We start from the raw sequence: 22086 nt of genomic DNA, 5'->3' as shown, positions 1-22086 counted from the left end.
TACTGAGAGCCACCCCTATTTCCTGAGAATCCAGTCAACAGGTTTTGGTCCGGAAATACTTAACATATTGCCTGACACCCCTTCCTGGTGATCTTGGCTATGTAAGCGTTTCAACTTAACTACCTTCCGCAATCATTCTGCGGCATTTTGTTCACCTTCCTGGTCGTTTCGCAACATTTTTTAATGATTTTCCTCAGCATTGGGGTAGAGGGGTATCTTTCTTTGTAGAGAGGTTGTTGCAGAGCTGAATTCGATATGGTTTTGGGCTGGTTGAGCTTATAAAGCAATTCAATAGCCAGCCGGTCTTAAAACCTGCTCTAGATTTCAAAATAATCTACTACTGCTTGAGCGATCGTAGAGTTTCCATCCTTGGCAAGCGGCGCTGATTGACGAGGCGGGTTCATCGGTCGAGTTAGAAAATTCCAATTTCCTTTGAAGAAGTCATCGGGCGTGATGATTTGGTGAGCAGCGAAATTTTGGATGCCTTCTAGCAAAATTGGGGCTTCGGCAAATCCTTCACGAGTAAGGCTGATGATTGGTACATCAAAGCGGCAGGCTTCCGAGAAGGTGCTGTAGCCAGGCTTGGAGATGAGCCGACCCGACAAGGGCATGAAATCGATCGGACGGTAAAAGCGATCGTCGATTTTGATTAAATTGGCAAAGTCTGGAGCCGACAAATCGAAACAGATAAACGTCCAATCAGGAAAGTGCTGAACATTTTCGTAGGGAATGCGATCGAGTCCTAATCCGCCAAACGTCATCAGCACAATGTTTTCTTTCGGCGTGTCTTCTAACCCAAATTTGAATTTTAGTTCAGCTGCATCCACGCGCGGATTCACCCCGGTTAAACCAACGTCTTCAACACAGGGAAAAGCGCTCATCGCTTCGTGGAAGGGCATTCTGAACAAGCGATCGCACTGACTAAAACACTCGCCAATCCAATCTGACATTTCAACAAATTCGCCGCCCCAATCGCGGTAGATGAAGTCCCAGCCAAAGTTGCCCATCATCCATCCTGGGACGCCTGCTGTTTTGGCTATCGGAGCTGCTAAGGGCGGAATGTCGCCTAGTACAAGACCAACGCGGTTTTGTTTAAGAAACGTGACCTCAGACGCAATCAGCGATCGCTGTTGGTCTCGAATTTGTTTTAACCGGGTCAGCGTAGCGGCTTTGTCCATCGTGAGACTATCGCTTTGCACCACGCCAACATCAAACCCGCGAGGACGATGAATGAAGTCGCCGGGAAGGTAGGCTTCGAGAACCGAGCGAGGGGCAGTGGTTGCCAGAATGAGGACAATTTCCGGGGCCAGTCGTTGGATTTCAGCGGCGATCGCGGCGGCACGAGTTGCATGACCGAAACCGTGGTTTGTGATGGCGAGATAGAGAATGGGTTGGGGCATGGAAAGGGATGAGGGATGAGGGATGAGATTAGTTTGAGGCGGTTGATAGAGGGTGCGAAATCGTGAAGAGACGTTTCGCCGAAACGTCTGTACGGTATTCTTGTTGCATTTAATGATTGATTTGGGATGAAATGAGGTTAGCTAGGGTATCCATTTCAGATTCGGTCGTGAAATAGTGAACGCAGGCGCGAATGCAGTTTGGATTGAGAATTGTGCGAACAAAGCAATCTTTTTCTTCTAAAAATTGCACGAAAGATTGGTGTTTTCCACTATCAATTTGAAAGGAGATTAGACCTGCTTCAGGAGGAGAGGTTTTGAGGCAAGTGACGTTGGGAAGATCGGTTAGCCGCTGCCAAAGATAGGCGCTACGATCGCAGAGCAATCGATACCGTTCTTCAGCAGTGGCAAATTGGGAATGTAGCGAGATCGCGCTACGTAGCCCGGCATACAAGGGAACCGCAGAGGTGGCAATTTCATAGCGACGCCCGTCAGGTTGATACGATACTGGATCGCCTGTTGCATTGGTAATCACGCTGCGCCAACCGATGAATGTCGGATTCAGTTGCACTTCGGGACGCACATACAACCCACCGACTCCTGGCGGGCCGCACCACCACTTATGCCCAGTGAACGCATAAAAATCTGCTTCTAATTGAGTTAAATTTAACGGCAAAACGCCGACCGATTGAGCCGCATCGACTAACACTCGAATCGGCTGATCGGCAGAAAATTCATGACACACCTTGACGATGTCAGCCAAGGGTAGAACTTGTCCCGTATTCCATAGGATGTGGCTGAGAACGACTAACCGAGTTTTGGGCGTTAAATGCTGTTGAATGGTTGAGACCGAATTGTCTGAATTCAACGTGTTTAGCAACGGACAAATTGAAACGTCTAGCTCAAATCGGCGCTGAAGTTCGCGAACAGCGGCAATGATGCCTTGATGCTCGCAATCGGTCATCAAAATCTGATCGCCTGGTTGCCAGTCGATGCCCCACAGCGCAATATTGCACCCGACAGATACATCTTCTGTCAACGTAATGGTGTCTGGAGTGGTGCCCAGTTCTTGCGCGATCGCGCTTCTCGTTTGACTCGCCTCTTGGCTCAACCAGCCGTTCACTGCCCCTGAAAACGGCCCTGCCTTTTGAATATAATCTTGAGCGTCGATGGTGGCTGCGATCGCGCTTCTTGGCATCGGGCCTTGACCGCCGTAGTTAAAATACGCCTTTTCTCCTAAATAGGGAAAGCGCGATCGCAGGAGTTCTATCTCAGTTGTTGCTGAAGAAACACTTGTCATTCGAGGTTGTGCTTTAAACTAAACAAATCAATACTAAGTTGTTAGCGATTAATAATTAATCGTCTTCACGCATCTCGCTTCAATTCTTCGTCTGTTTTAGCTAATTTCTGTTAGTTTATAGGCATGTTCTTAACTGCTGACCTCCTACTGAACTATCAACGATGCAGCCGTCGAGCGTTCCTCGATACGTTTGGAGATGCTCAGCACAAAGACCCTCCAAATGATTATCTAGCAAAATTAATTCAAGACAGTACCGCGCATCGACGCCAAGTGCTAGAGAGCCAAGCTTATCGGCGACCGAGGTATGCGAGCGGAGATTGGATGGCCGGAGCGCAAGCAACGCTGAAGTTGATGCAAGAAGGGGTTGAGTGCATTTCGCAAGGCGTTCTTACAACAGAAAATGAAGGAATTACACTCGTTAGCATTCCTGACTTGCTGATCAAACAGCCAGGATATTCCGTGTTTGGCGATTGGCTCTATGTGCCAACGGATGTGAAGCTGAGCAAACGACCGAAGCAGGAATATCAAATTATTGCGGCGTATCATGTGATGGTGTTGGCCGCCGTTCAGCAAGAGTGGTGTGAAACGGCATGGCTGCAACTGCGAGGACGAGGACTGTTTGAGGTCGATCTGTGGGAAGCAGTTCCCCGAATGCAGGAAATTGTGGATGGCTGTCTTGCCGCTCTGAGGCAAGCGCAAGAGCCAGAAGTATTCATCTCTCGCAGCCGCTGTAGTTTATGTCATTGGTATAGTCATTGTTATGCGATCGCTAAGTCCAATCATCATCTCTCATTGCTGCCAGGGGTGACTCAAACCCGCTACGCGCAACTCCAAGCGCTGAATCTGACCACTGTTGAAGCCTTAGCTCACACATCACCCACGCTGTTAGAACCCCTGGCAGGATTTGGGCGCGAAACGGCTCATAACCTGGTGAGGCAAGCCCGATCGACGCTCTACAATTCAGCGCTGCTGGACGAAAGTTTAGCCTATGGTTCTGGTCACTTTTACGCTCAATCGATCCCAACGGCTCCAATAGAACTTTACTTTGACATTGAAGCTGAGCCAGGACTAAATCTCGCTTACCTCCACGGCATATTAGTGGTTGACCGAATAAAACAAACTCAAACGTTTCATCCCCTGCTTGCCGAAGCTCCAGACCAAGAACCGATAGTGTGGCAACAATTTTTAGATTTAGTGTGGGCGTATCCTGATGCGCCCATTTTTCATTTTTGCCCCTACGAGACGCAGACGGTTGAGCGGCTTGGCAAACTGTATGAGACACCAGATGAATTGATTCGACCGTTGCTGAGCCGATTTGTGGATTTGCACGATCGCGTGACTCAAACGGTGACGCTTCCAGTCGAGAGCTATGCGCTCAAGCATATTGCTCGTTGGATTGGGTTTGATTGGCGCGATTCGACGGCCAATGGAGCGCAATCGATCTATTGGTATGCTCAGTGGTTGGAAACGCGCGATCGCAAGTATTTAGATTCGATTCTGACGTACAACGAAGATGACTGCCGCGCAACATATGTCGTTAAAGAATGGCTGACGGCCTTTCTAGAAAGTGCGATGGGAGCCTCGACGCTTCAAAGAATAGCGGAAGAAGGCGCAGCGTGAGTCGATTCGTTCGCTAAAGTGTTTTGCCGAGAATCACTAAATTTCGTTTCTCCTCATCAAACCGAGCGACAGTGGGCAAGTAACCCCATTGCTGAAAGCCAAACTGCTTGAACAGCATTACACTCGGCACATTTTCAGCAAAGATAAAGCCGAGTAGTGTTGTGATCTGTAGAGTTGGACTGAGTGCGATCGCATGCTCCAATAAAGCTTTGCCAATGCCCTGACGCCGATAGCAATCGGCAACGTAAACGCTCAATTCCACTGTTTCTGCATAGGCGGGTCTGCCATAAAACGAGCCAACGCTGAGCCAACCTGCAATCTGCTCATCCATTTGCATCACCCACAAGGGACGCTGACACGACCGATTGTGCAGCCACGCGAGGCGACTTTCAACGGTGATCGGCTCGACATCGGCGGTGACGATGCGGCTAGGAATAGTGCTGTTGTAAATCGAGACGATCGCAGGTAAATCGGCTTCGGTAGCATCTCGAATGGTTCTCATGGGCTGACCTGTTGAGAAATCCACGTTAGATAGGGTTGCGAGCCAGCCACAATTGGCACTGCAATAATCTCTGGCACTTCATAGGGATGAATTTGCCTAATTTTGGTTTCTAGTTCCTCGAAGCGACTCAATTCCGATTTAATCAGTAGCTGCCACTCTTGATCGTTGTGGACTTCTCCTTGCCATGTGTAAACCGACTGAACAGGAAGAATCGTTGCACATGCGGCAAGTTTTGCTCCAATTAGGGTTTCAGCAATCATCTCTGCTTCTTGCTGAGACGGAGCCGTTACCAAAATTACTCCATAGTGTCCGGTTTGGTCTGACATGGGCAATTACAATAAAACCTAACGTTCTTCTGTAGTGTACAAAGCTGAGCGCGACGAATGCGATCGTTATGATGACTAGAAAAATTGTCCTGACTTTAGTGTGGGTTGGATTTGTGGGCTATGCGTTCTTCCTGGCACCACCGAATCAGCCCGATACGTTCGATCTGATCAAAAATATGTCTACCGGGAAGATTGAGGGCATTAATCCATTGATTGTGGCGTTGTTCAATATCATGGGTGTGCTGCCAATGGCTTACAGTTGCCTGACGTTTCTGGACGGACGAGGACAAAAGATTCCGGCATGGCTGTTCACGAGCGTTTCATTTGGTGTTGGAGCCTTTGCACTGCTCCCTTATTTGATTTTTCGCCAACCGAATCCGACGTTTCAGGGTGAAAAGAACTGGTTTCTGAGAATTTTAGATTCACGCATTACTGGAGCATTTGTTGCGATCGCGGCGATCGGGCTGCTCTTCTACGGCATTAGTCAAGGCAACTGGACTGATTTTGCGGCGCAGTGGCGCACGAGTCGGTTTATCAATGTTATGAGTCTAGACTTCTGTACCTTGGTTCTGTTGTTTCCAGTGCTGCTAAAAGATGACATGGCCCGACGGGGAATTAAAAATCCGAAGATCTTTTGGGCGGTGACATTGGTTCCGCTGCTCGGCACTCTCATTTATTTAACGCTGCGCCCTCCTACGATCGAGCAGCCTCGCGCTCAGTCACTTGAGACAAAGGTTGTCGCGTGAATGGACTGGCAAGCACCCCCGGATGGACTCACGCTAGAGCCAAATGACGTTCACATTTGGCAAGCCCGATTAGACGTTCCGCCCGCTCAGGTAAAGGTATTCGCACAAACGCTTTCAGCCGATGAACGACAGAGGGCAAGGCGATTCAAATTTGAGGTGCATCGCGATCGCTTCATTGTGGGGCGGGGCATTCTGCGATCGCTCCTGTCCCGTTACCTTAGTTGTTCGCCGGAGGCGTTAACGTTCGGCTACGCACTACATGGCAAACCAATGCTATTGAGTGTTCAGCGATCGCAACTCGACTTGCAGCCATCACAACTCGATTGTCAGTCGATCCAACTCGATTGTCAGTCGATCCAATTTAATGTGGCGCACTCGCAGGACTTCGCACTGTATGCATTTAGCCGCGATCGCATTGTCGGAATCGATGTTGAACAAATTCGACCCGTTGACAGCCTAGAATCTCTCACTCGTCGCTTCTTCTTACCGAGCGAACATGCCGCAATTTGCAGTGCAGATCCTGACGCTCAAGCCCGATTGTTTTTCCGCTATTGGACGTGCAAGGAATCTTACTTGAAAGCAACAGGCGATGGACTTGGAAAACTTGGCGAATTAGAAATTGCCTTGCCAATGGCTCAAGCGGCTCAACTCAAACGATTGCCAGCCAACCAACAGATTCAGGATTGGCATCTTCAGGAATTGGACTTCGGAGAGTTTGTAGGCGCAATTAGCGCAAAGCGCAATTTAGAGAAAACCACTGCTACGTTACCAGGACAATCTTTGAACCTTCAACAGTTTAGCTTCAGTTAGAGATATTAACTCGGCAGCGCAACTCAACCCCAAAATCATCTGCTACATCTGTTACATCCGCTATCCAATCCGCTGCCACTTCGTTCTAGCCTCCCCCTGACGATTGAATCCGATAGACAGATTCATGAGAGCAATCCTTCATCAGTGTGATGCTGATCCTTAAACCACCATCGAATACTAAAGTATCTACATTATTAAGTTTCCATATACATGGCAGTCGAATTTAAATTGTTTGCACCTCGAAATCAGAAGGTTGCATTAGTTGGTTCATTCTCCGATTGGCAAGAGATTGCAATGCAGAAAGGAGAGGATGGATATTTCCGAATCAACATTGACCTAGAAGACGGCAAGTACCAGTATAAATTTCGAGTGCAATCTAACAGCCCAAATCTAAAAGATCAGTGGGTTGAATTGAATGATCCCTATATGACCGAAATGGATCTGCAAACTGAAACGGGTATTGTTCGCATCAAAGAAGGGAACCGAATATTAGACACATTTGTTTGGCAACATGACAATGCATCACTTCCTTCTAATGAAGAACTGATCATTTATGAAATGCATATCACCGATTTTTGCGGCGAAGGAGTCGATTTAGAAACGCCAAACAAATTTAAGCAAGCAGTTAAAAAACTAGACTATTTGAGCGACTTAGGTATCAATGCGATCGCGCTCATGCCGCTCACAGAATACGCTGGAAACTATCGATGGGGCTACTCCGTTCGCTACTTCTTCGCCTTGGAAAGTAGCTACGGCAAACCCGAAGACCTGAAGCACTTCGTAGACGAATGCCACGCCCGCAACATCCGCGTTTTCCTGGACGGAATCTACAACCACACCGACGATCACAGCCCGCTCCTAAAAATTGATCGCGACTACTGGTACTACCACGATCGCCACTACCCCGATGACGATGCCAACTATTGGGGGCCTGAATTCAACTACGACAATTACGACGAAACGCGCAACATACGTCCGACTTGGGAATTTATTCGAGATGTTGTTCAGTTCTGGATTCATGAATATCACATCGATGGCATTCGCTACGACGCCATTCGACAATTAAACAACTACGACTTCTTTAAATGGCTATTTCATCAAATAGAATCGACCGTCAGTCACAAACCGTTCTATCAAATTGCCGAACACATTCCTGACACAGCCGATATTTGTAAACCCAAGGGCGTGTTTGATGGCTGCTGGCACGAGAGCTTCCGCTACTTTCTTAAAGATGCACTGCTCGGGGAATCTGTTGATCAAGACGAATTTAAGGACGCGATCGCGGCTCAACCACAAGGCTACGCATATATCACCAGCGTGATTAATTATCTTGCCTCCCACGATCGCGAACACATGATCGTTGAATTAGGCGATCAAGGAATTTTTGATCAGGCAGCGAGCGATCGCGTCAAACTTGCTGCAATTTTACAATTCACCTCTCCTGGCATTCCCATGCTATGGATGGGCGATGAATTCGCTCAACCGACCCACAAAGCCGAGCAGACGACCGAACCCAATCCGCTTGATTGGTCACTCCTCGACCACAAGTTCAATCAAAATCTATTAACGTTCTACAAACAGCTAATTGCACTTCGCAAAGAGAAATCGTCTCTTCGCACCGAAAACATCGAGTTTTTCCATCAACACCCAGATCACCCAATCTTGGCTTACGTGCGCTGGAATGATGCTGGTGAACGAGTCGTCGTCGTTGCCAACTTCTCCGACCAATCATTTAATCACTACGAACTGCCTGATTTTCCAGCAAACGGAACTTGGCAGAAGTGGCTCAGCGATGAGCAAATCACCGCAAAAGATAAAAAGGTTGTCATTACGCTTCCCAATCACACGGCATTGATTCTATTGCAAACGTAACACCCTATAAAACACTCCTCCCATGCCCCAATCAACCTTCTCGACTCAAACTCAATCCTCCCGCTCCCTCGACATTCCACGCAATCCATGGCTGCGCCGAATCGGATTGTGGATTTTGTGGGCCAGCTTTATTGTCTACATGATCCAGTTCGCGCCCCCGATTCAACCAGACACCTTTCAACCCCTGCAAACGCTCCTTTCAGGGCAAATTCCCTTCATTAACCCAGTCCACATCTCCCTGTTCAGCATGATTGGCATTTGGCTGCTCATCTATAGTTGTCTGATCTTTGCAGACGGCAGAATGCAACGAATTCGAGCCTGGATTTTTATGCTGCTTTCTATCGGCAGTGGCGTTATCGGGTTAATTCCCTACTTAGCCTTGCGAGAACCAAACTCCAATTTTTCGGGTCAAAAAGATAGTTGGTTGCGCTTCTGTGATGCCCGATCGACAGGCGTTCAACTCAGCATCAGCGCGATCGCACTCTTCCTCTTCGCACTGCTCTTTGGCGATTGGAGCGCATTTCTTTACGAATGGCAAACCAACAAATTCATCCACGGCATGAGTTTAGCGTTTTGTCTCTTTGCACTCTTATTTCCCACATTACTTGGAGATGATATGGAACGTCGGGGCTTGAGCGATGCTCGTCTATTTTGGGCGGTGGCTTTAGTGCCGATCGCGGGTCCCCTCGTTTACCTTTGCATCCGTCCTTCCCTTCCCGATCGCTAAGCATTTTCCCCATTCCCTCTCTTTTCAATTCCCCTGCTCATTCCCCAAACCCCTGTGATACCATTAGAAACTGGCGTATTCATTACTACGATAGGACAACTCATCCCAATGGCACTGCTGCAAGAGCGCAAACAAGAAATCATCTCCGACTACCAAGTCCACGAGACCGACACAGGTTCTGCCGATGTCCAGGTTGCAATGCTAACCGAGCGCATCAACAAACTCAGCCTGCACCTCAGAACCAATAAGAAAGATCACTCCTCCCGCGCCGGATTGCTGAAGCTAATCGGTCGTCGGAAGCGCCTATTGGCATACGTTCAGAAAGAAGACCCTTCAAAGTATCGCGCTCTCATCGGTCGCCTCGGTATTCGCGGTTAGGCTATTTTTTATGTCCTCTAAACCCAAAGAATCTGCAAACAGCGACGGGCAAAGTCAGGCTCCAAAGGCTCCCTTGCCCTTCGAGCCAACTCGCAAAAAGGATGCTAAGCCCGCTAAAGCTCCTGCAATTAGAGCACGCAACCCCGCAAGAACTGCTTCATCAGCAAAGGCAAAGAAAGTAGAACGCTCCGCCCGTCAACGCAAAGAAATGCAAATTCCTGATGTGGTCAGCCGTAGAATGGCAGGGCGCATGGCGTTCTTTTGCGGCGTTCCAACCAGTCTTGGAATGCTCACCTTTGTTGTGAGCTATTTTGTTGTAACGAAGGGATTATTCAAGCTGCCAAATTCAGCCGTTTTGCTGATTAGCCTAGGATTCTTTGGGTTAGGAGTCATCGGTCTATCTTACGGACTTCTTTCCGCCTCTTGGGATGAAGAGCATCCCGGAAGCTTACTAGGGTTTGAAGAATTTTCAACCAATTTCGGGCGGTTAACAGACGCTTGGAAGTCGGCAAGGAAGCAGAAGACTCAAGATTGAATAGGTCAGCCCTGCGAGCTAGGGAGTAGATAGTTAAATTTAAAAAGCAGCACTGGGGCAGGATTACCTCATCAAAATCCTGCCCCAATTGTTTTTACAAAATTGCTTTGACTTGGGTAATCTCTGATCGCTTGCCGCACCCGCTTATTCGGATCAGGTTCTATTGCTCATAACAACATACAACCTTCCATACTTGAGTTTTTTACATTGCTTCCACGATTAGCGCTCCGCGCAACTCCGAAGGAATCGCAAACGACAATTTTCACAGAAACCAACTCAAATAAATATTTTTGTGTAACAAGTAATACTAAGTTCAATGGACTATAGAGCGACGAGACTAGCAATTTCTACTATGAATGTCCGCCATTAATTTGTTAGCAGAATTCACCACTTTCAGCTTACTGAACTCTTCTCGGAGTCGCAAAAGGGGAAAGATTGACTTTGCTATCTCTTTACAATCATCAAGCTTTTCAGTAGTTGAAGGTTTTAGCTTGTCAATTAAATTTGCGTAATGTGATAGTCTCTGTAACCGCTGAATACTCCACCCGGTTCTCCAGAAATTATTTCAGGGATTCATGGTCACAGAATATACCATTTCAGTGTTCACAAGCTTACACGGCTCAGATTGGCGTTGGATCGAGCCAGAAACCCAAAATCAGGTTCGATGGCTGTTTCAGTATGCGATACCCCAATCACTCTTGGAACGTATTGTAACCAAACCGAACTTATCCCGAATTACAGGTGTTTTTCGATGTGTCAAACAAGCGGTTCGAGAAGGGTCTGACCTTGTGGTAGCCCAATGTCAGCGTGACGCATTTTGGGCTGCGATCGCAATGCGCCTACACGGGGCGAAGATGCCACTAATCGCTTACGCTTTTCACTTTGACGGATTACCAACAGGTTTGCGTCTTCGAGTTCTGAAATGGGCATATTCGAGAGTGCAGCGTTTTGTGGTCTATTCGGACTATGAGCGGCAGAAGTATGCTGACTACTTCGGCATTCCGATTGATCGGTTCGAGTTTGTCCGATGGTCAATCAAGGCTTCAGAAACCGAGATGGAAAATGATCCCCCTCATAACCCTGGAAAGTATATCTGTGCGATTGGCAAAGATGGTCGAGACTATCCTACCTTGGTTCAAGCGATCGCTCAGATGCCAGAGCTTAATTTCATCACCGTTTCCTATCCTTACAATTTTGCAGGCGTTGAGCTTCCTCCTAACCTCAAAGCGCTGTATCAAATTCCAATGACAGACGCAATGAATATTGTGAAGCATTGCCAGTTTATGGTGATGCCTCTAGAAGCTGAAGATACATCGTGTGGATTGATGACCCTGTTTTGGGCAATGCTCTGCCGCAAAGCTTGCATTCCAACCCGCTCGATCGCCGTTGAAGAATATTTACCCGCAGAGTACGATGCGCCCCGCGTTGAAGCGGGTGATGTGCAAGGCTGGGTCGAGGCCATTAGAACCATGATTAGAGATGATGCTCGTCGCCAGCACTGCGAAGAAGTCGGCGTGAAGTTTGTCACTGAAGAGTGTTCTCATGAAGTGGCCCTTAAAGGCTGCCTTGAGATGTTCCGCAAAGAAGGAATTAACGTCCACTATGATGCGGTTTTACGCCAGGCGGAAAGCAGTGTTGTGTAGTTTTCTTAGGACAAGCAACATTCCCATTCATAAATCATTTTTTGACACGGCAGACATGTTTGGCTCATTGCAGTTGAAACAGTTACGACTGGTACATTAGGCAACCTTAGCTATTCGACAACTGATCCAGCATGTCGCGATGCAAACCATCAAAGTTCTAATCACCGTAATTATTTCACCATTTATAGCGCCGAAGTTAAGGGAATCACGTCATGAATGTCAAGGTTAGGTAGTTCTCATGCAAACGTATCTGGTCACAGGCGGCACAGGATTTATTGGCTCTAACTTTATTCTCAGTGCGAGACGAGAAGGTTGGGCAACCATCATCAATTTAGACAAACTTACCTATGCAAGTCATCCTCAAACGTTAGCCGCGTTGTCTGACGATCCTGGCTATCAATTTGTGCAGGGAGATATTGGAGATAGTGACTTAGTTCGCACACTGCTCGACACTCATCAGCCCACCGCCATTCTCAATTTTGCGGCTGAAAGTCATGTCGATCGCTCGATCGTCAGTCCTCACGATTTCATCCAAACGAATGTGGTTGGAACATTCAATCTGTTAGAAACGAGCAGAGTGTATTGGGAGCAACTTGCCGCAAACCAGAAAGAACAGTTTCGCTTTCTGCATGTTTCGACGGATGAAGTGTACGGGTCGCTCAATCCGACTGATCCAGCCTTCCGAGAAGATACGCCCTACGCACCCAACAGTCCTTATGCTGCATCGAAAGCGGGATCAGATCATTTAGTGAGGGCATATCACCACACCTATGGCTTGCCGACGCTTACCACTAATTGCTCAAACAATTATGGACCTCGGCAATTTCCCGAAAAACTCATTCCTCTGATTATTCTTAATGCGCTAGAAGGAAAACCATTACCGATTTATGGAGATGGGCAGAATGTGCGGGATTGGCTGTATGTGGAAGATCATTGCAATGCGATTCATCGTGTCTTGCAACACAGTTGTGTAGGTGAGACTTACAACATTGGTGGACGCAATGAGTTGACGAATCTAACCGTAGTGGAACAGATTTGCTCGATTTTAGATGAACTCGCTCCGAAACCTAACTTCAAGCATTCATCGCTCATCACCTTTATCAAAGATCGTCCGGGTCACGATCGCCGCTATGCAATCGATTGCAGCAAAATTCAGCGCGATTTAGGCTGGCAACCCAATGAAAGTTTTGAAAGTGGATTGCTCAAAACGGTGCAATGGTATCTCGACAACTCTAACTGGGTTGAGCAAGCTCGTTCGGGAGCTTATCAAACTTGGATGAAGCAGAACTACAGCGATCGTTCGGTTGAGTCACCGGTTGAGTCACGACATTAAATTACCCAATTAAGTGAGGAGCGAACGATGAAAGGAATTATTCTGGCAGGCGGTTCTGGCACTCGTCTCTACCCCCTGACTCAAGTGACGAGCAAACAACTGATGCTTGTCTATGACAAGCCGATGATTTACTACCCATTGTCAACTTTAATGTTGGCGGGCATTCGAGAGATTTTAATCATCTCAACCCCAGCTCATCGTCCCTTGTTTGAACAGCTTTTAGGGGATGGTAGCCAGTGGGGATTAGAGTTCAGCTATATCGAACAACCTAAGCCAGAAGGGTTAGCGCAAGCATTTATTTTGGGTCAAGACTTCATTGGTCATGAGCCGGTCTGTCTGGTGCTGGGCGATAATCTGTTTTACGGTCATGGCTTTGTTGACGTTTTGACTCGTGCGGCTCAACTTCAAGACGGAGCGTTAGTGTTTGGGTACCGAGTCGCAGAACCGCAGCACTATGGTGTCGTCGAGTTCAATGCCGCGGGTCAAGCCATCAGTCTAGAAGAAAAGCCGGTGCATCCTAAGTCAAATTACGCGGTTCCAGGCATTTATTTTTATGATGCTCAGGCGGCGGCGATCGCAGCGACGCTTACCCCTTCACCTCGCGGTGAACTAGAAATTACAGACTTAAACCGCGTGTATTTAAACCGGGGTCAGCTTAACGTTGAATTGTTGGGTCGAGGGTATGCTTGGCTCGATACAGGAACCTACGAAGATTTACACCAAGCCTCAAGCTTCATCCAAATGCTGGAACATCGGCAAGGACTCAAGGTGGCGTGCGTGGAAGAAATTGCTTACCTTCAAGGCTACATCGATGCAGACCAGCTGTATCGGCTCGCTCAACCCTTGGCGAAAAGTACCTATGGCAAATATTTGATGAATGTACTCTCCATGGAAAACGATCCGGCAAATCGCTTGAGATCAGATAGCGTGATGATGAATCGCCTCGTTCCCCAATTAGCTAACAGTTGAGGACATATGAACGTTATTCCAACAGAAATTCCAGACGTACTGATTCTTGAACCGCAAGTCTTTGGCGATGAGCGAGGGTTTTTCTACGAAAGCTACAACGAACGATCGTTTCTAGAGAAAGCGGGAATCATCGACCGTTTTGTGCAGGACAATCATTCCCGCTCGGCAAAGAGTGTGCTGCGCGGGCTACACTATCAAATTCAACAACCCCAAGGCAAGCTCGTGAGAGCGGTGGTCGGTGAAATTTTTGATGTCGCAGTTGATTTGAGGAAACAATCTCGATTTTTTGGTCAATGGGTTGGGGTGAAATTGAGCGCTCAGACTAAGCAGCAGCTTTGGGTTCCAGCAGGGTTTGCACATGGATTTGTTGTCGTTTCCGATTATGCGGAAGTGCTGTATAAAACTACAGATTTCTATGCTCCCGCTCACGAGCGCAGTCTGCGATGGGACGATCCGGACCTAGCGATCGCATGGCCACTGAAGGGTGAACCCGTACTATCTGCTAAGGATCAGGCCGGCAAATGGCTCAAAGAAGCGGAGGTGTTTGACTGATATCCTCCTTGGCGTATTCGTCCGCAACTATTTAAGGGAAAAGAGAAGATGCAACCTATCTGTAATGTTGGAATCATTGGTACAGGTTTTATTGGCAAAGGAATCATGCTAGCCCTTGAGACGCAACCCGATCTCCAGGTCACTAAAGTGCTAACCCGAAGGAATCTGAATGATTGTCATGACTTTCCTAGAAAGAACTTGCTCACTGATTCTGTTGCTGACTTAATTGCTCATTGTGATTTAGTTGTCGAATGTTCTGGCGATGCTATTTATGCTACGGATGTTCTAGCTCAAGTTCTGGATGCTCATCTTCCTGTAGTAACGATGGACTCTGAACTACACGTGACAACAGGATCGTACCTAGCTAGAAAAGGAAAAATTACCGAGGCAGAAGGAGATCAGCCGGGATGCCTAGCAGCACTTAGAGAAAATGCAGTGCAAATGGGATTCAAGCCGCTTGTCTATGGCAACATCAAAGGCTTTCTCAATCTGATGCCAACGCTTGAGGACATGCAATATTGGTCGCAAAAACAAGGAATTAGTCTTGACCAAGTTGCCTCCTTTACTGATGGAACTAAAGTTCAAATTGAGCAAGCGTTTGTTGCCAATGGATTGGGCGCTGGTATATGCCAACCTGGTTTGTTGGGAACCGTTGCTGAAGATATCCGTTCGGGTGGCAGTGTTTTGGCAGATGCGGCAAAGCGTTTAGGTCAACCCATCAGTGACTACATTCTTTCTCCTAAGTCACCCGCCGGGGTATTTATTGTTGCAGAACACGAGGAGTCCCAAAAAGACTATTTGAGATACCTAAAAATGGGAGAAGGTCCCTACTATACGTTGGTGCAGAATTTCCATCTTTGTCACCTAGAGGTTGCAAAAACAATTAGGAGAATTGTGAATGGGGGTGACGTTCTTCTAAATAACACGACCAATCCTCAAGCCGGAGTTGTGGCTGTCGCAAAACGATCGTTGGCTCCGGGAGATTTGATTAAGCGAGGCATCGGTAGTTTTGAAGTGAGAGGCATTGCAGTAAAGCTAGAAGATCATTGGAATAATGTTCCTATTGGTTTATTGAGCAATGCTGTAATCACTAAGCCAGTAGAACCAGGGCAAATTCTTAGCTTTGATGATGTAGAGCTTCAAGACAGTCTTGCATTAAACGCTTGGTTCAAAATCAGGGAGAGCTGTTCTGCGAGAAATGTAGAAGAGAAACAGCCTTCTTTAATAGCTTCATAGCAGCGTTCATCTAATTGCAGTAGGGAGGAGATCTTCCCTACTGCAATCAAGTAAGTAGATGGACAAAATAATGTCTACAGCGTCCCAGAGTGGGTTAGGAGCTGTAGACATTATTTTTGTGTATAATTTCGTACAACTCCTTAGATGAACACAGAGGAAGATTTACAGGTTGTTTGAGCATCTTCAATGCTATCTAACACTCGTCCAAGTGCTGCTCCTGCTGCCTCGTCAGAGAAATTCATATCAGCATATCGCTTTGCATTTGCACCAATACGATGCCTTAGCGCTTCATCGTTCCAGAGCTTGTCGATCGCTTGCAGCATACTTTCTCTGGAAAAGGGTTCTACAAGCAGTCCGGTTTCACCATCAATGATGTAGTCTTCTACACCATTGCAGCGCGTAGCAATTAAAGCGCATCCCATCCGCATGGCTTCTACAATCGTGACTTGTCCTGCAGCTGTAACTTTCTTATCTGGAGTCAACGGCACTACGTTAATCCGGGCTTGCTGCGCTAGCTTGAAGCATTCAGTTGCTGATATTCCAGAACGTGGTTCTACCTGCGATGGAATCGTTAAGCCTTCTAATGCACGTTTGCCAGCAACAACGACAGTAGGTAAGTTAAGCTTTTCAATTGCCCCAAAAAATGTCGGAAAATCCCTGTGAGCGGAGCCAAGCGCCGTAATAAAAGGCTGCTGGGTCTCTTCTTTGTAGGTCACGGGAATATTAGGAACTTGGTAGGGCACAAACTCAAACCGTTCGAGGGGTAGATCAAGCCATTCACTGTAAATGTGACGCTCGCGTTGCGTATGAACAATAAAGCGATCGACATGCTGCAGGCTAACTCTGCTAATCTGTTGGCGTAGCCCTTTGTGACAAGTGCCCACATTAAACAACCAGGCAACTACAGGAATGCGGCGGCGAAAACAAAGCTGCTGCTGCATTCCAACCACCGCTGCCAATTGAGGAAAAACTGTAATCACTCCGCCCTGAGTGGTTTGAACGGCGTCCCAACCTTGCTGCCAGTGATTCATCCACTCACCAATGCCCGTGAACTTGGATTTGCGAGTGTGCCAGTTCTCTTGTGGTTTCTCACGGGGAATCGGTGTGAATTGGTGCCGCGAACCAGGCACATAAGGCTCTAACCAGTTTCCAGACCCAAAATTTTGCCGCTCGATAAAAGGTGCAGCAATAGTCCAATGCATCAATCTACTCCACAATTTGTTAAAGAATTGAAGTAACCGTTGTCCGTAACTAAAAACCCTTGTGCAACCAGAGCAAGGTAGAATGCTGTATCTCAAAACACAATTGACTGCACTTAAACCAGAGGGACGCAGAGAGTTGATTGATAAACAGCATTTAAGCTACCGATTACAGCTTGAAATACAAACCACTTTAGGCACTATATATCCAGGTTATATATCAGTTCTTTAGAGGATGTTACGAGAACTGCTACAGTTCACGTTGTCTTAACAAAGCGTTTACCTGAAAAATAATCAATAGCGATTCAGTAGACGTGAGCAAGCACTTGCTCTGCTCAGCCTGAATTCTTGCAAATTGGGCTGTTTCGCTGGCATTCTTACTCATAAAGCTCAAGGTTCTCATGGAGCAACCAATCTTTTACAAGGTTGCCCTACAAGATTAGACGATTCAAAAGCCGTTTCTAAATATCTGTTTTAGGATGAGTGGACGCCCTCTACGCAGATTCTCTTCACCTCTGCCTAGACGGATGCCCATTTTATAACCCAACAGGAACTCCACCATGATCGTCGTAATGAAAGTTGGCTCCCCAGAAGCTGAGATCTCGCGGCTTACTGAAGAATTTGTAAGCTGGGGGCTGACACCCGAAAAAATTGTCGGTCAGCACAAAGTTGTGATTGGTTTAGTTGGTGAGACAGTTTCGCTCGATCCGTTGCAAATTCAGGAAGTTAGCTCGTGGATTGAGCAAGTATTGCGCGTTGAGCAACCTTTTAAGCGAGTCAGTCGAACGTACCGACATGGAGAAGCGAGCGAGGTCGCTGTTTTGACTCCTGATAAAACGGTTTACTTTGGTGAGCATCATCCGATCGTGGTTGTGGCAGGTCCTTGCTCAGTTGAAAACGAAGACATGATCATCGAAACTGCAGAGCGAGTTAAAGCCGCTGGAGCGCAGTTTCTACGTGGCGGTGCATTCAAGCCTCGCACCTCTCCCTATGCGTTTCAAGGACATGGCGAGAGTGCGTTAGGACTGCTGGCAGCGGCTCGCAGTGCGACAGGATTAGGCATCATTACTGAAGTGATGGACGCTGCGGATTTAGACGCGATCGCAGACGTTGCCGATGTGCTCCAAATTGGGGCGCGCAATATGCAAAATTTCTCGCTGCTCAAAAAAGTTGGCGCTCAAGATAAACCAGTGTTGCTGAAACGTGGAATGGCAGCGACGATCGAAGACTGGCTGATGGCAGCCGAATACATTTTGGCAGCTGGAAACTCTAATGTGATTCTGTGTGAGCGTGGCATTCGGACCTTTGACCGACAGTTTGCTCGCAACACTTTAGATTTGTCTGCCATTCCGGTGCTCCGATCGCTCACGCATCTGCCGATCATGGTCGATCCAAGCCATGGCACAGGACGAGCAGAATATGTTCCGTCGATGGCAATGGCTGCGATCGCGGCAGGAACCGATTCGCTGATGATTGAAGTTCATCCGGACCCGAAAAAAGCTTTGTCTGATGGACCTCAATCTCTAACACCCGATCGGTTTGATCAACTCATGCAGGAACTTGCCGTTATTGGAACACCCTTGGGACGCTGGACAAAGCAACCTGCGATCGTTTAAGCCTCCTGATCTAGGTCTTGTAGATTGACAAGTTGCTGTTCGACGATCTGTAAGACCTGACCCAAGGTAGGCATTACGGTTGAAGAGTCGACGGAGAGAGGTTGGCTGGCTTGAGTGCGGCGATCGCGGATCTCTCCCAATTTTCTCTGCAATTCCTTAGCGATACCCAACGCATCTCGGCTCAGATTGGTTAACTGCTGCTTCTGATAAAACTTTAGCGCTGCCCCTCGTAAAATCTGTAAGGTCGCTTCCTCTCCATGAATATTAGGCATCATTCGGAGCCGCAGCAGCACTCTATTATTTTGGCAGAGCCGCTCAATCTCAACCTGTTGTGCAGTTTGAAGGGGACTCAGCGGTAGGTGAGTCAAGCGCTTCAATTCGTTTAGCAAACCTTGAAACACAGGCAAAGGAAGCTCGTTGATCACAGATTGCAAAACACCATTCTGGCTCCACAACACTCGGCCACTAGCCGCTTGACGCTCCAAGTAGAGCCGACCAATTCCATCCATGAAAATGCGTCCGAGGAGTTCTTGCAGTAGCTGATTTGGGGGCAGTTGCGTCAAAGTCTCATCGGAGCTATTTAGATGGTTAGTACTGACTTCTAAAACGGGAAGTGCGCTTCCAGGCATTGAAAGTTGATCGCGTTGAGAAATCGGCTCAGACGATGAAGTGTAATGTTCTTCTTCGGGCTCCAATTCATCTGGACTTTCTAAGATATAAGTGTCTTTGGAATGAAAAGTGTCTTTGGAATAAAAATCGAGAGCTGCTTTTTCAGCGACCGTTTCGTCAACTGTGATTTGAGAGCCTGTTGGAATAGACGAAGGTTCAGCAGGTGCTTTTCTTTGAGCTTGACTGTAGTTTAAATAAGCTGATAGAGCAGCATAATGGGCTTCTGATGAGATACGTTGAGGAGCCAACGTATAGTTCATAAAGCCTACAAGCCGACGGACGTAATCCAATGCGATCGCGTCTTCTAAAGTGACCATTCCCAGATACAAGCATCCTGCTTCTAGAGACAGCGGCAATATCTGGTGATAGAGACACGCCTCAAAAGGGAGGATGCGATCGACAAGTTGAAATGCCTTTTCGGTATCTACTTCTGCCATACCTTCTGGAGCAACACTGAGTGCCTTATTTAAGTGATGAGTTAAACAACCATTTGAAACGCGATTAGCGCCTAGCGCAATTTCGGAGAAAATGGCGTTGTCTAGTTCAAAAGGGTTGCTCGGTGAGGACAACATAGAAGTTCCGTAAGCAGATATATTTCGTGTATAATTCACTACTTTAAGTAAAGCTTCCGGAAGAACCTAGAGTTTCCCTACAATTGCTCCCCTTTCGCTATAGAAAGGATTGATGATGTAGTATTCACCAATTTTTCGCCTTGCCAAACATGTTCCTGGCATTAAACCTAAAAGCCCTTGAGATCTCATGACGCGAGATCCCAAGGGCTAAATTTTTCGCTCCTAAAGCATCTGAATCTTGACGATCAAATTGCCATTGGTTCTCTTCCAGAAACCACAGGCGCGGTCTTATTGAGCTTTAATTCTGGATGATCGCCTTCAAGCTGTTGACAATTCCACTCGTTGCGGAAAAGCAATACAGGACGCTCCCAGCTATCTTTCACCACCAGCGTATTGAACACCCGCCCAACTTTGTGCAGCGCATCCCAACCGCCATCGACCCAGCGTGCCACAGTGTACGGCAGATGGTCTAACAGCGTTTCGACGCCGTACTCATTTTGTAAACGGAACTGCACAACCTCAAACTGGAGTTGCCCCACGGCTGCCAAAATGGGATCACGTTTCGCTTCGTCCGCAGAGTACATAATCTGCACTGCCCCTTCTTCTCGCAGTTCAGAAACGCCTTTTCGGAACTGCTTAAACTTAGACGGGTTAGGATTTCGGAGAAACGCAAACATTTCTGGCGAGAAACAGGGAATACCTTCATACTCTAATTTCTGACCGCTATAAATGGTGTCTCCGATCGCAAACACACCAGGATTATTTAGACCAATCACATCACCGGGATACGCTTCTTCGATCACTTCACGGTCTTGAGCAAAGAGCTTTTGAGGACGAGACAACCGAACGGTTTTTCCACTGCGAGCGTGGCTCACGGTCATATCTTTCTCAAACTTGCCAGAACAGACGCGGACAAAGGCGACGCGATCGCGGTGCTTCGGATCCATGTTTGCCTGAAGCTTAAACACAAATCCTGAGAATTCTGGATAGGTCGGCGAGATTTCGCCTTGCGTACTTTCGTGAACTCCAGGCTTGAGCGCGTGTTCCAGAAATGAATTGAGAAATAGCTCGACCCCAAAATTCGTCATCGCACTACCAAAGAAGATCGGCGTCATCTCTCCAGCATGAACGGCTTCTAAATCAAGTTCTGAGCCTAACTCTTCGATCATCTCCAATTCATCTTTGAACTGATAGTACAAATCTTGCTCCAACAAATTCTCGATATTTGGATCGCCCAAATCAATCACTGTGTTCACCGCTTCTCGCCTTCCGTGTTCGCTGCGCTCGAATAGGTGAATCTTGCGGGTCACTCGATCGAATACCCCTTTAAAGCGATCGCCCATACCAATGGGATAATTCACAGCATAGGTCTGCATTCCCAGCTCTTTCTCAATCTCATCCATCAACTCTAGCGGACTGCGACCCGGACGATCGAGCTTGTTGACAAAGGTGAAGATGGGCAGCGATCGCATCCGACACACTTCAAACAACTTCCGAGTCTGTGGCTCTAATCCTTTCGCGGCATCGATCAGCATCACCGCGTTGTCGGCTGCCGCCAGGGTTCGATAGGTATCTTCACTAAAATCTTGGTGACCTGGCGTATCGAGTAAGTTAATTTGGCAGGCACGGTAAACGAATTGCAGCACGGTGGATGTGATAGAAATACCGCGCTGTTGCTCCATTGCCATCCAGTCTGAGGTCGCGTGCCTCTGAGCGCGTCTAGCTTTCACCGACCCTGCTTCATGGATTGCACCTCCATACAGCAACAGTTTTTCGGTCAGCGTTGTTTTTCCGGCGTCAGGGTGAGAGATAATCGCAAAGTTGCGTCGCTGCTCTACCGCCGTCTGCAATTCAGCCTGAAGTTCACTAGACATGCTTGGACTCCGATGGATAAATTCGGGGAACGGAAAGACTTGACAATACTTTAAGAATAGCGAGAAACACCGCTTGGGAGAAGAAAATAGGAGTAGAGATGTCCGTCCTCTGTAGTCTCAGAGGTTGTTTTAAAAGTCCGATAGTCAGTAAAAAACTCTCCCGGTATACGCTGTGAATAGATAGATCCAGCACCTTGAGAGCCATGAGTA

At 47.5% G+C, this 22086-nt stretch carries 20 protein-coding genes; 13 read left to right on the top strand and 7 right to left on the bottom strand.

Annotated elements, in window-relative coordinates; genetic code table 11:
* Window positions 1-317: 317 nt before the first annotated feature.
* Together AC5JLB_RS20325 and AC5JLB_RS20320 are read right to left on the bottom strand one after the other, a co-directional pair.
* A complete protein-coding gene (locus tag AC5JLB_RS20325) occupies window positions 318-1400 on the bottom strand; it encodes a glycosyl transferase (RefSeq protein ID WP_495875640.1) in 1083 nt (360 codons plus the stop codon).
* 109 nt (window positions 1401-1509) lie between these two features.
* Window positions 1510-2697 carry an aminotransferase class V-fold PLP-dependent enzyme gene (locus AC5JLB_RS20320; protein ID WP_495875639.1) on the bottom strand — a complete coding sequence of 396 codons (1188 nt, stop codon included), beginning with the start codon at window positions 2695-2697 and terminating at the stop codon, window positions 1510-1512.
* 123 nt (window positions 2698-2820) lie between these two features.
* Here AC5JLB_RS20320 and AC5JLB_RS20315 point away from each other — a divergent pair, with 123 nt between their 5' ends.
* Window positions 2821-4317, top strand: a complete 1497-nt coding sequence (locus tag AC5JLB_RS20315) for a TM0106 family RecB-like putative nuclease (protein WP_495875638.1) — start codon at window positions 2821-2823, stop codon at window positions 4315-4317.
* Between the two features lie 13 nt (window positions 4318-4330).
* Here the strand turns inward: AC5JLB_RS20315 and AC5JLB_RS20310 are convergent, their stop codons facing one another.
* Window positions 4331-4819 carry a GNAT family N-acetyltransferase gene (locus AC5JLB_RS20310; protein ID WP_495875637.1) on the bottom strand — a complete coding sequence of 163 codons (489 nt, stop codon included), beginning with the start codon at window positions 4817-4819 and terminating at the stop codon, window positions 4331-4333.
* Window positions 4816-5145 (bottom strand): divalent-cation tolerance protein CutA, encoded by a 330-nt coding sequence (cutA, locus tag AC5JLB_RS20305; RefSeq protein ID WP_495875636.1) that lies wholly within the window; start codon window positions 5143-5145, stop codon window positions 4816-4818. The genes AC5JLB_RS20310 and cutA overlap by 4 nt, the downstream gene beginning before the upstream one ends.
* A gap of 68 nt (window positions 5146-5213) precedes the next feature.
* Here cutA and AC5JLB_RS20300 point away from each other — a divergent pair, with 68 nt between their 5' ends.
* The 11 genes from AC5JLB_RS20300 (at window position 5214) to AC5JLB_RS20250 (ending at window position 15946) form a co-directional block, all read left to right on the top strand.
* Window positions 5214-5891: a DUF2834 domain-containing protein gene (locus AC5JLB_RS20300; protein WP_495875635.1), complete on the top strand. Its 678-nt coding sequence runs from the start codon at window positions 5214-5216 to the stop codon at window positions 5889-5891.
* The gene (locus AC5JLB_RS20295) at window positions 5892-6701 is read left to right on the top strand and encodes a 4'-phosphopantetheinyl transferase family protein (protein ID WP_495875634.1); all 810 of its coding nucleotides are present in this window, start codon (window positions 5892-5894) and stop codon (window positions 6699-6701) included.
* Between the two features lie 210 nt (window positions 6702-6911).
* Complete coding sequence (locus tag AC5JLB_RS20290; RefSeq protein WP_495875633.1) at window positions 6912-8573, top strand: alpha-amylase family glycosyl hydrolase; 1662 nt, start codon at window positions 6912-6914, stop codon at window positions 8571-8573.
* 22 nt (window positions 8574-8595) lie between these two features.
* On the top strand, window positions 8596-9300 hold the full coding sequence (locus AC5JLB_RS20285) for a hypothetical protein (protein WP_495875632.1): 705 nt from the start codon (window positions 8596-8598) through the stop codon (window positions 9298-9300).
* Window positions 9301-9354: 54 nt separating this feature from the next.
* A complete protein-coding gene (gene rpsO, locus AC5JLB_RS20280) occupies window positions 9355-9678 on the top strand; it encodes a 30S ribosomal protein S15 (protein ID WP_495875631.1) in 324 nt (107 codons plus the stop codon).
* A 10-nt stretch (window positions 9679-9688) separates the two neighbouring features.
* Window positions 9689-10213 carry a PAM68 family protein gene (locus tag AC5JLB_RS20275; RefSeq protein ID WP_495875630.1) on the top strand — a complete coding sequence of 175 codons (525 nt, stop codon included), beginning with the start codon at window positions 9689-9691 and terminating at the stop codon, window positions 10211-10213.
* Window positions 10214-10788: 575 nt separating this feature from the next.
* Complete coding sequence (locus AC5JLB_RS20270) at window positions 10789-11856, top strand: glycosyltransferase (RefSeq protein ID WP_495875629.1); 1068 nt, start codon at window positions 10789-10791, stop codon at window positions 11854-11856.
* A gap of 238 nt (window positions 11857-12094) precedes the next feature.
* Complete coding sequence (rfbB, locus tag AC5JLB_RS20265) at window positions 12095-13189, top strand: dTDP-glucose 4,6-dehydratase (RefSeq protein ID WP_495875628.1); 1095 nt, start codon at window positions 12095-12097, stop codon at window positions 13187-13189.
* A 27-nt stretch (window positions 13190-13216) separates the two neighbouring features.
* Window positions 13217-14158, top strand: coding sequence for a glucose-1-phosphate thymidylyltransferase RfbA (gene rfbA, locus AC5JLB_RS20260; protein ID WP_495875627.1), 942 nt, complete (start codon window positions 13217-13219; stop codon window positions 14156-14158).
* Between the two features lie 6 nt (window positions 14159-14164).
* Window positions 14165-14710: a dTDP-4-dehydrorhamnose 3,5-epimerase gene (rfbC, locus tag AC5JLB_RS20255; protein ID WP_495875626.1), complete on the top strand. Its 546-nt coding sequence runs from the start codon at window positions 14165-14167 to the stop codon at window positions 14708-14710.
* 48 nt (window positions 14711-14758) lie between these two features.
* On the top strand, window positions 14759-15946 hold the full coding sequence (locus AC5JLB_RS20250) for a hypothetical protein (protein WP_495875625.1): 1188 nt from the start codon (window positions 14759-14761) through the stop codon (window positions 15944-15946).
* Window positions 15947-16086: 140 nt separating this feature from the next.
* On the opposite strand, the gene AC5JLB_RS20245 is transcribed toward AC5JLB_RS20250, so the two are convergent.
* Complete coding sequence (locus AC5JLB_RS20245) at window positions 16087-17148, bottom strand: glycosyltransferase (protein ID WP_495875624.1); 1062 nt, start codon at window positions 17146-17148, stop codon at window positions 16087-16089.
* 557 nt (window positions 17149-17705) lie between these two features.
* Here AC5JLB_RS20245 and aroF point away from each other — a divergent pair.
* Complete coding sequence (gene aroF / locus AC5JLB_RS20240) at window positions 17706-18761, top strand: 3-deoxy-7-phosphoheptulonate synthase (protein ID WP_495875623.1); 1056 nt, start codon at window positions 17706-17708, stop codon at window positions 18759-18761.
* Here the strand turns inward: aroF and AC5JLB_RS20235 are convergent.
* Together AC5JLB_RS20235 and prfC are read right to left on the bottom strand one after the other, a co-directional pair.
* Window positions 18758-20002, bottom strand: coding sequence for a hypothetical protein (locus AC5JLB_RS20235; RefSeq protein WP_495875622.1), 1245 nt, complete (start codon window positions 20000-20002; stop codon window positions 18758-18760). The genes aroF and AC5JLB_RS20235 overlap by 4 nt on opposite strands.
* Before the next feature lie 245 nt (window positions 20003-20247).
* Complete coding sequence (gene prfC, locus AC5JLB_RS20230; RefSeq protein WP_495875621.1) at window positions 20248-21876, bottom strand: peptide chain release factor 3; 1629 nt, start codon at window positions 21874-21876, stop codon at window positions 20248-20250.
* Window positions 21877-22086: the final 210 nt, after the last annotated feature.

This window comes from Myxacorys chilensis (assembly GCF_059505265.1).
The sequence above is the reverse complement of the archived record's forward strand: the minus strand, read 5'-3'. Positions and strand labels throughout refer to the sequence as shown.

What these genes read in the sequence shown, in the direction of transcription:
- AC5JLB_RS20325 (WP_495875640.1), bottom strand. Translation starts at nt 1,400, where the DNA reads ATGCCCCAACCCATTCTCTATCTCGCCATCACAAACCACGGTTTCGGT.
- AC5JLB_RS20320 (WP_495875639.1), bottom strand. Translation starts at nt 2,697, where the DNA reads ATGACAAGTGTTTCTTCAGCAACAACTGAGATAGAACTCCTGCGATCG.
- AC5JLB_RS20315 (WP_495875638.1), top strand. Translation starts at nt 2,821, where the DNA reads ATGTTCTTAACTGCTGACCTCCTACTGAACTATCAACGATGCAGCCGT.
- AC5JLB_RS20310 (WP_495875637.1), bottom strand. Translation starts at nt 4,819, where the DNA reads ATGAGAACCATTCGAGATGCTACCGAAGCCGATTTACCTGCGATCGTC.
- cutA (WP_495875636.1), bottom strand. Translation starts at nt 5,145, where the DNA reads ATGTCAGACCAAACCGGACACTATGGAGTAATTTTGGTAACGGCTCCG.
- AC5JLB_RS20300 (WP_495875635.1), top strand. Translation starts at nt 5,214, where the DNA reads ATGATGACTAGAAAAATTGTCCTGACTTTAGTGTGGGTTGGATTTGTG.
- AC5JLB_RS20295 (WP_495875634.1), top strand. Translation starts at nt 5,892, where the DNA reads ATGGACTGGCAAGCACCCCCGGATGGACTCACGCTAGAGCCAAATGAC.
- AC5JLB_RS20290 (WP_495875633.1), top strand. Translation starts at nt 6,912, where the DNA reads ATGGCAGTCGAATTTAAATTGTTTGCACCTCGAAATCAGAAGGTTGCA.
- AC5JLB_RS20285 (WP_495875632.1), top strand. Translation starts at nt 8,596, where the DNA reads ATGCCCCAATCAACCTTCTCGACTCAAACTCAATCCTCCCGCTCCCTC.
- AC5JLB_RS20275 (WP_495875630.1), top strand. Translation starts at nt 9,689, where the DNA reads ATGTCCTCTAAACCCAAAGAATCTGCAAACAGCGACGGGCAAAGTCAG.
- AC5JLB_RS20270 (WP_495875629.1), top strand. Translation starts at nt 10,789, where the DNA reads ATGGTCACAGAATATACCATTTCAGTGTTCACAAGCTTACACGGCTCA.
- rfbB (WP_495875628.1), top strand. Translation starts at nt 12,095, where the DNA reads ATGCAAACGTATCTGGTCACAGGCGGCACAGGATTTATTGGCTCTAAC.
- rfbA (WP_495875627.1), top strand. Translation starts at nt 13,217, where the DNA reads ATGAAAGGAATTATTCTGGCAGGCGGTTCTGGCACTCGTCTCTACCCC.
- rfbC (WP_495875626.1), top strand. Translation starts at nt 14,165, where the DNA reads ATGAACGTTATTCCAACAGAAATTCCAGACGTACTGATTCTTGAACCG.
- AC5JLB_RS20250 (WP_495875625.1), top strand. Translation starts at nt 14,759, where the DNA reads ATGCAACCTATCTGTAATGTTGGAATCATTGGTACAGGTTTTATTGGC.
- AC5JLB_RS20245 (WP_495875624.1), bottom strand. Translation starts at nt 17,148, where the DNA reads ATGCATTGGACTATTGCTGCACCTTTTATCGAGCGGCAAAATTTTGGG.
- aroF (WP_495875623.1), top strand. Translation starts at nt 17,706, where the DNA reads ATGATCGTCGTAATGAAAGTTGGCTCCCCAGAAGCTGAGATCTCGCGG.
- AC5JLB_RS20235 (WP_495875622.1), bottom strand. Translation starts at nt 20,002, where the DNA reads ATGTTGTCCTCACCGAGCAACCCTTTTGAACTAGACAACGCCATTTTC.
- prfC (WP_495875621.1), bottom strand. Translation starts at nt 21,876, where the DNA reads ATGTCTAGTGAACTTCAGGCTGAATTGCAGACGGCGGTAGAGCAGCGA.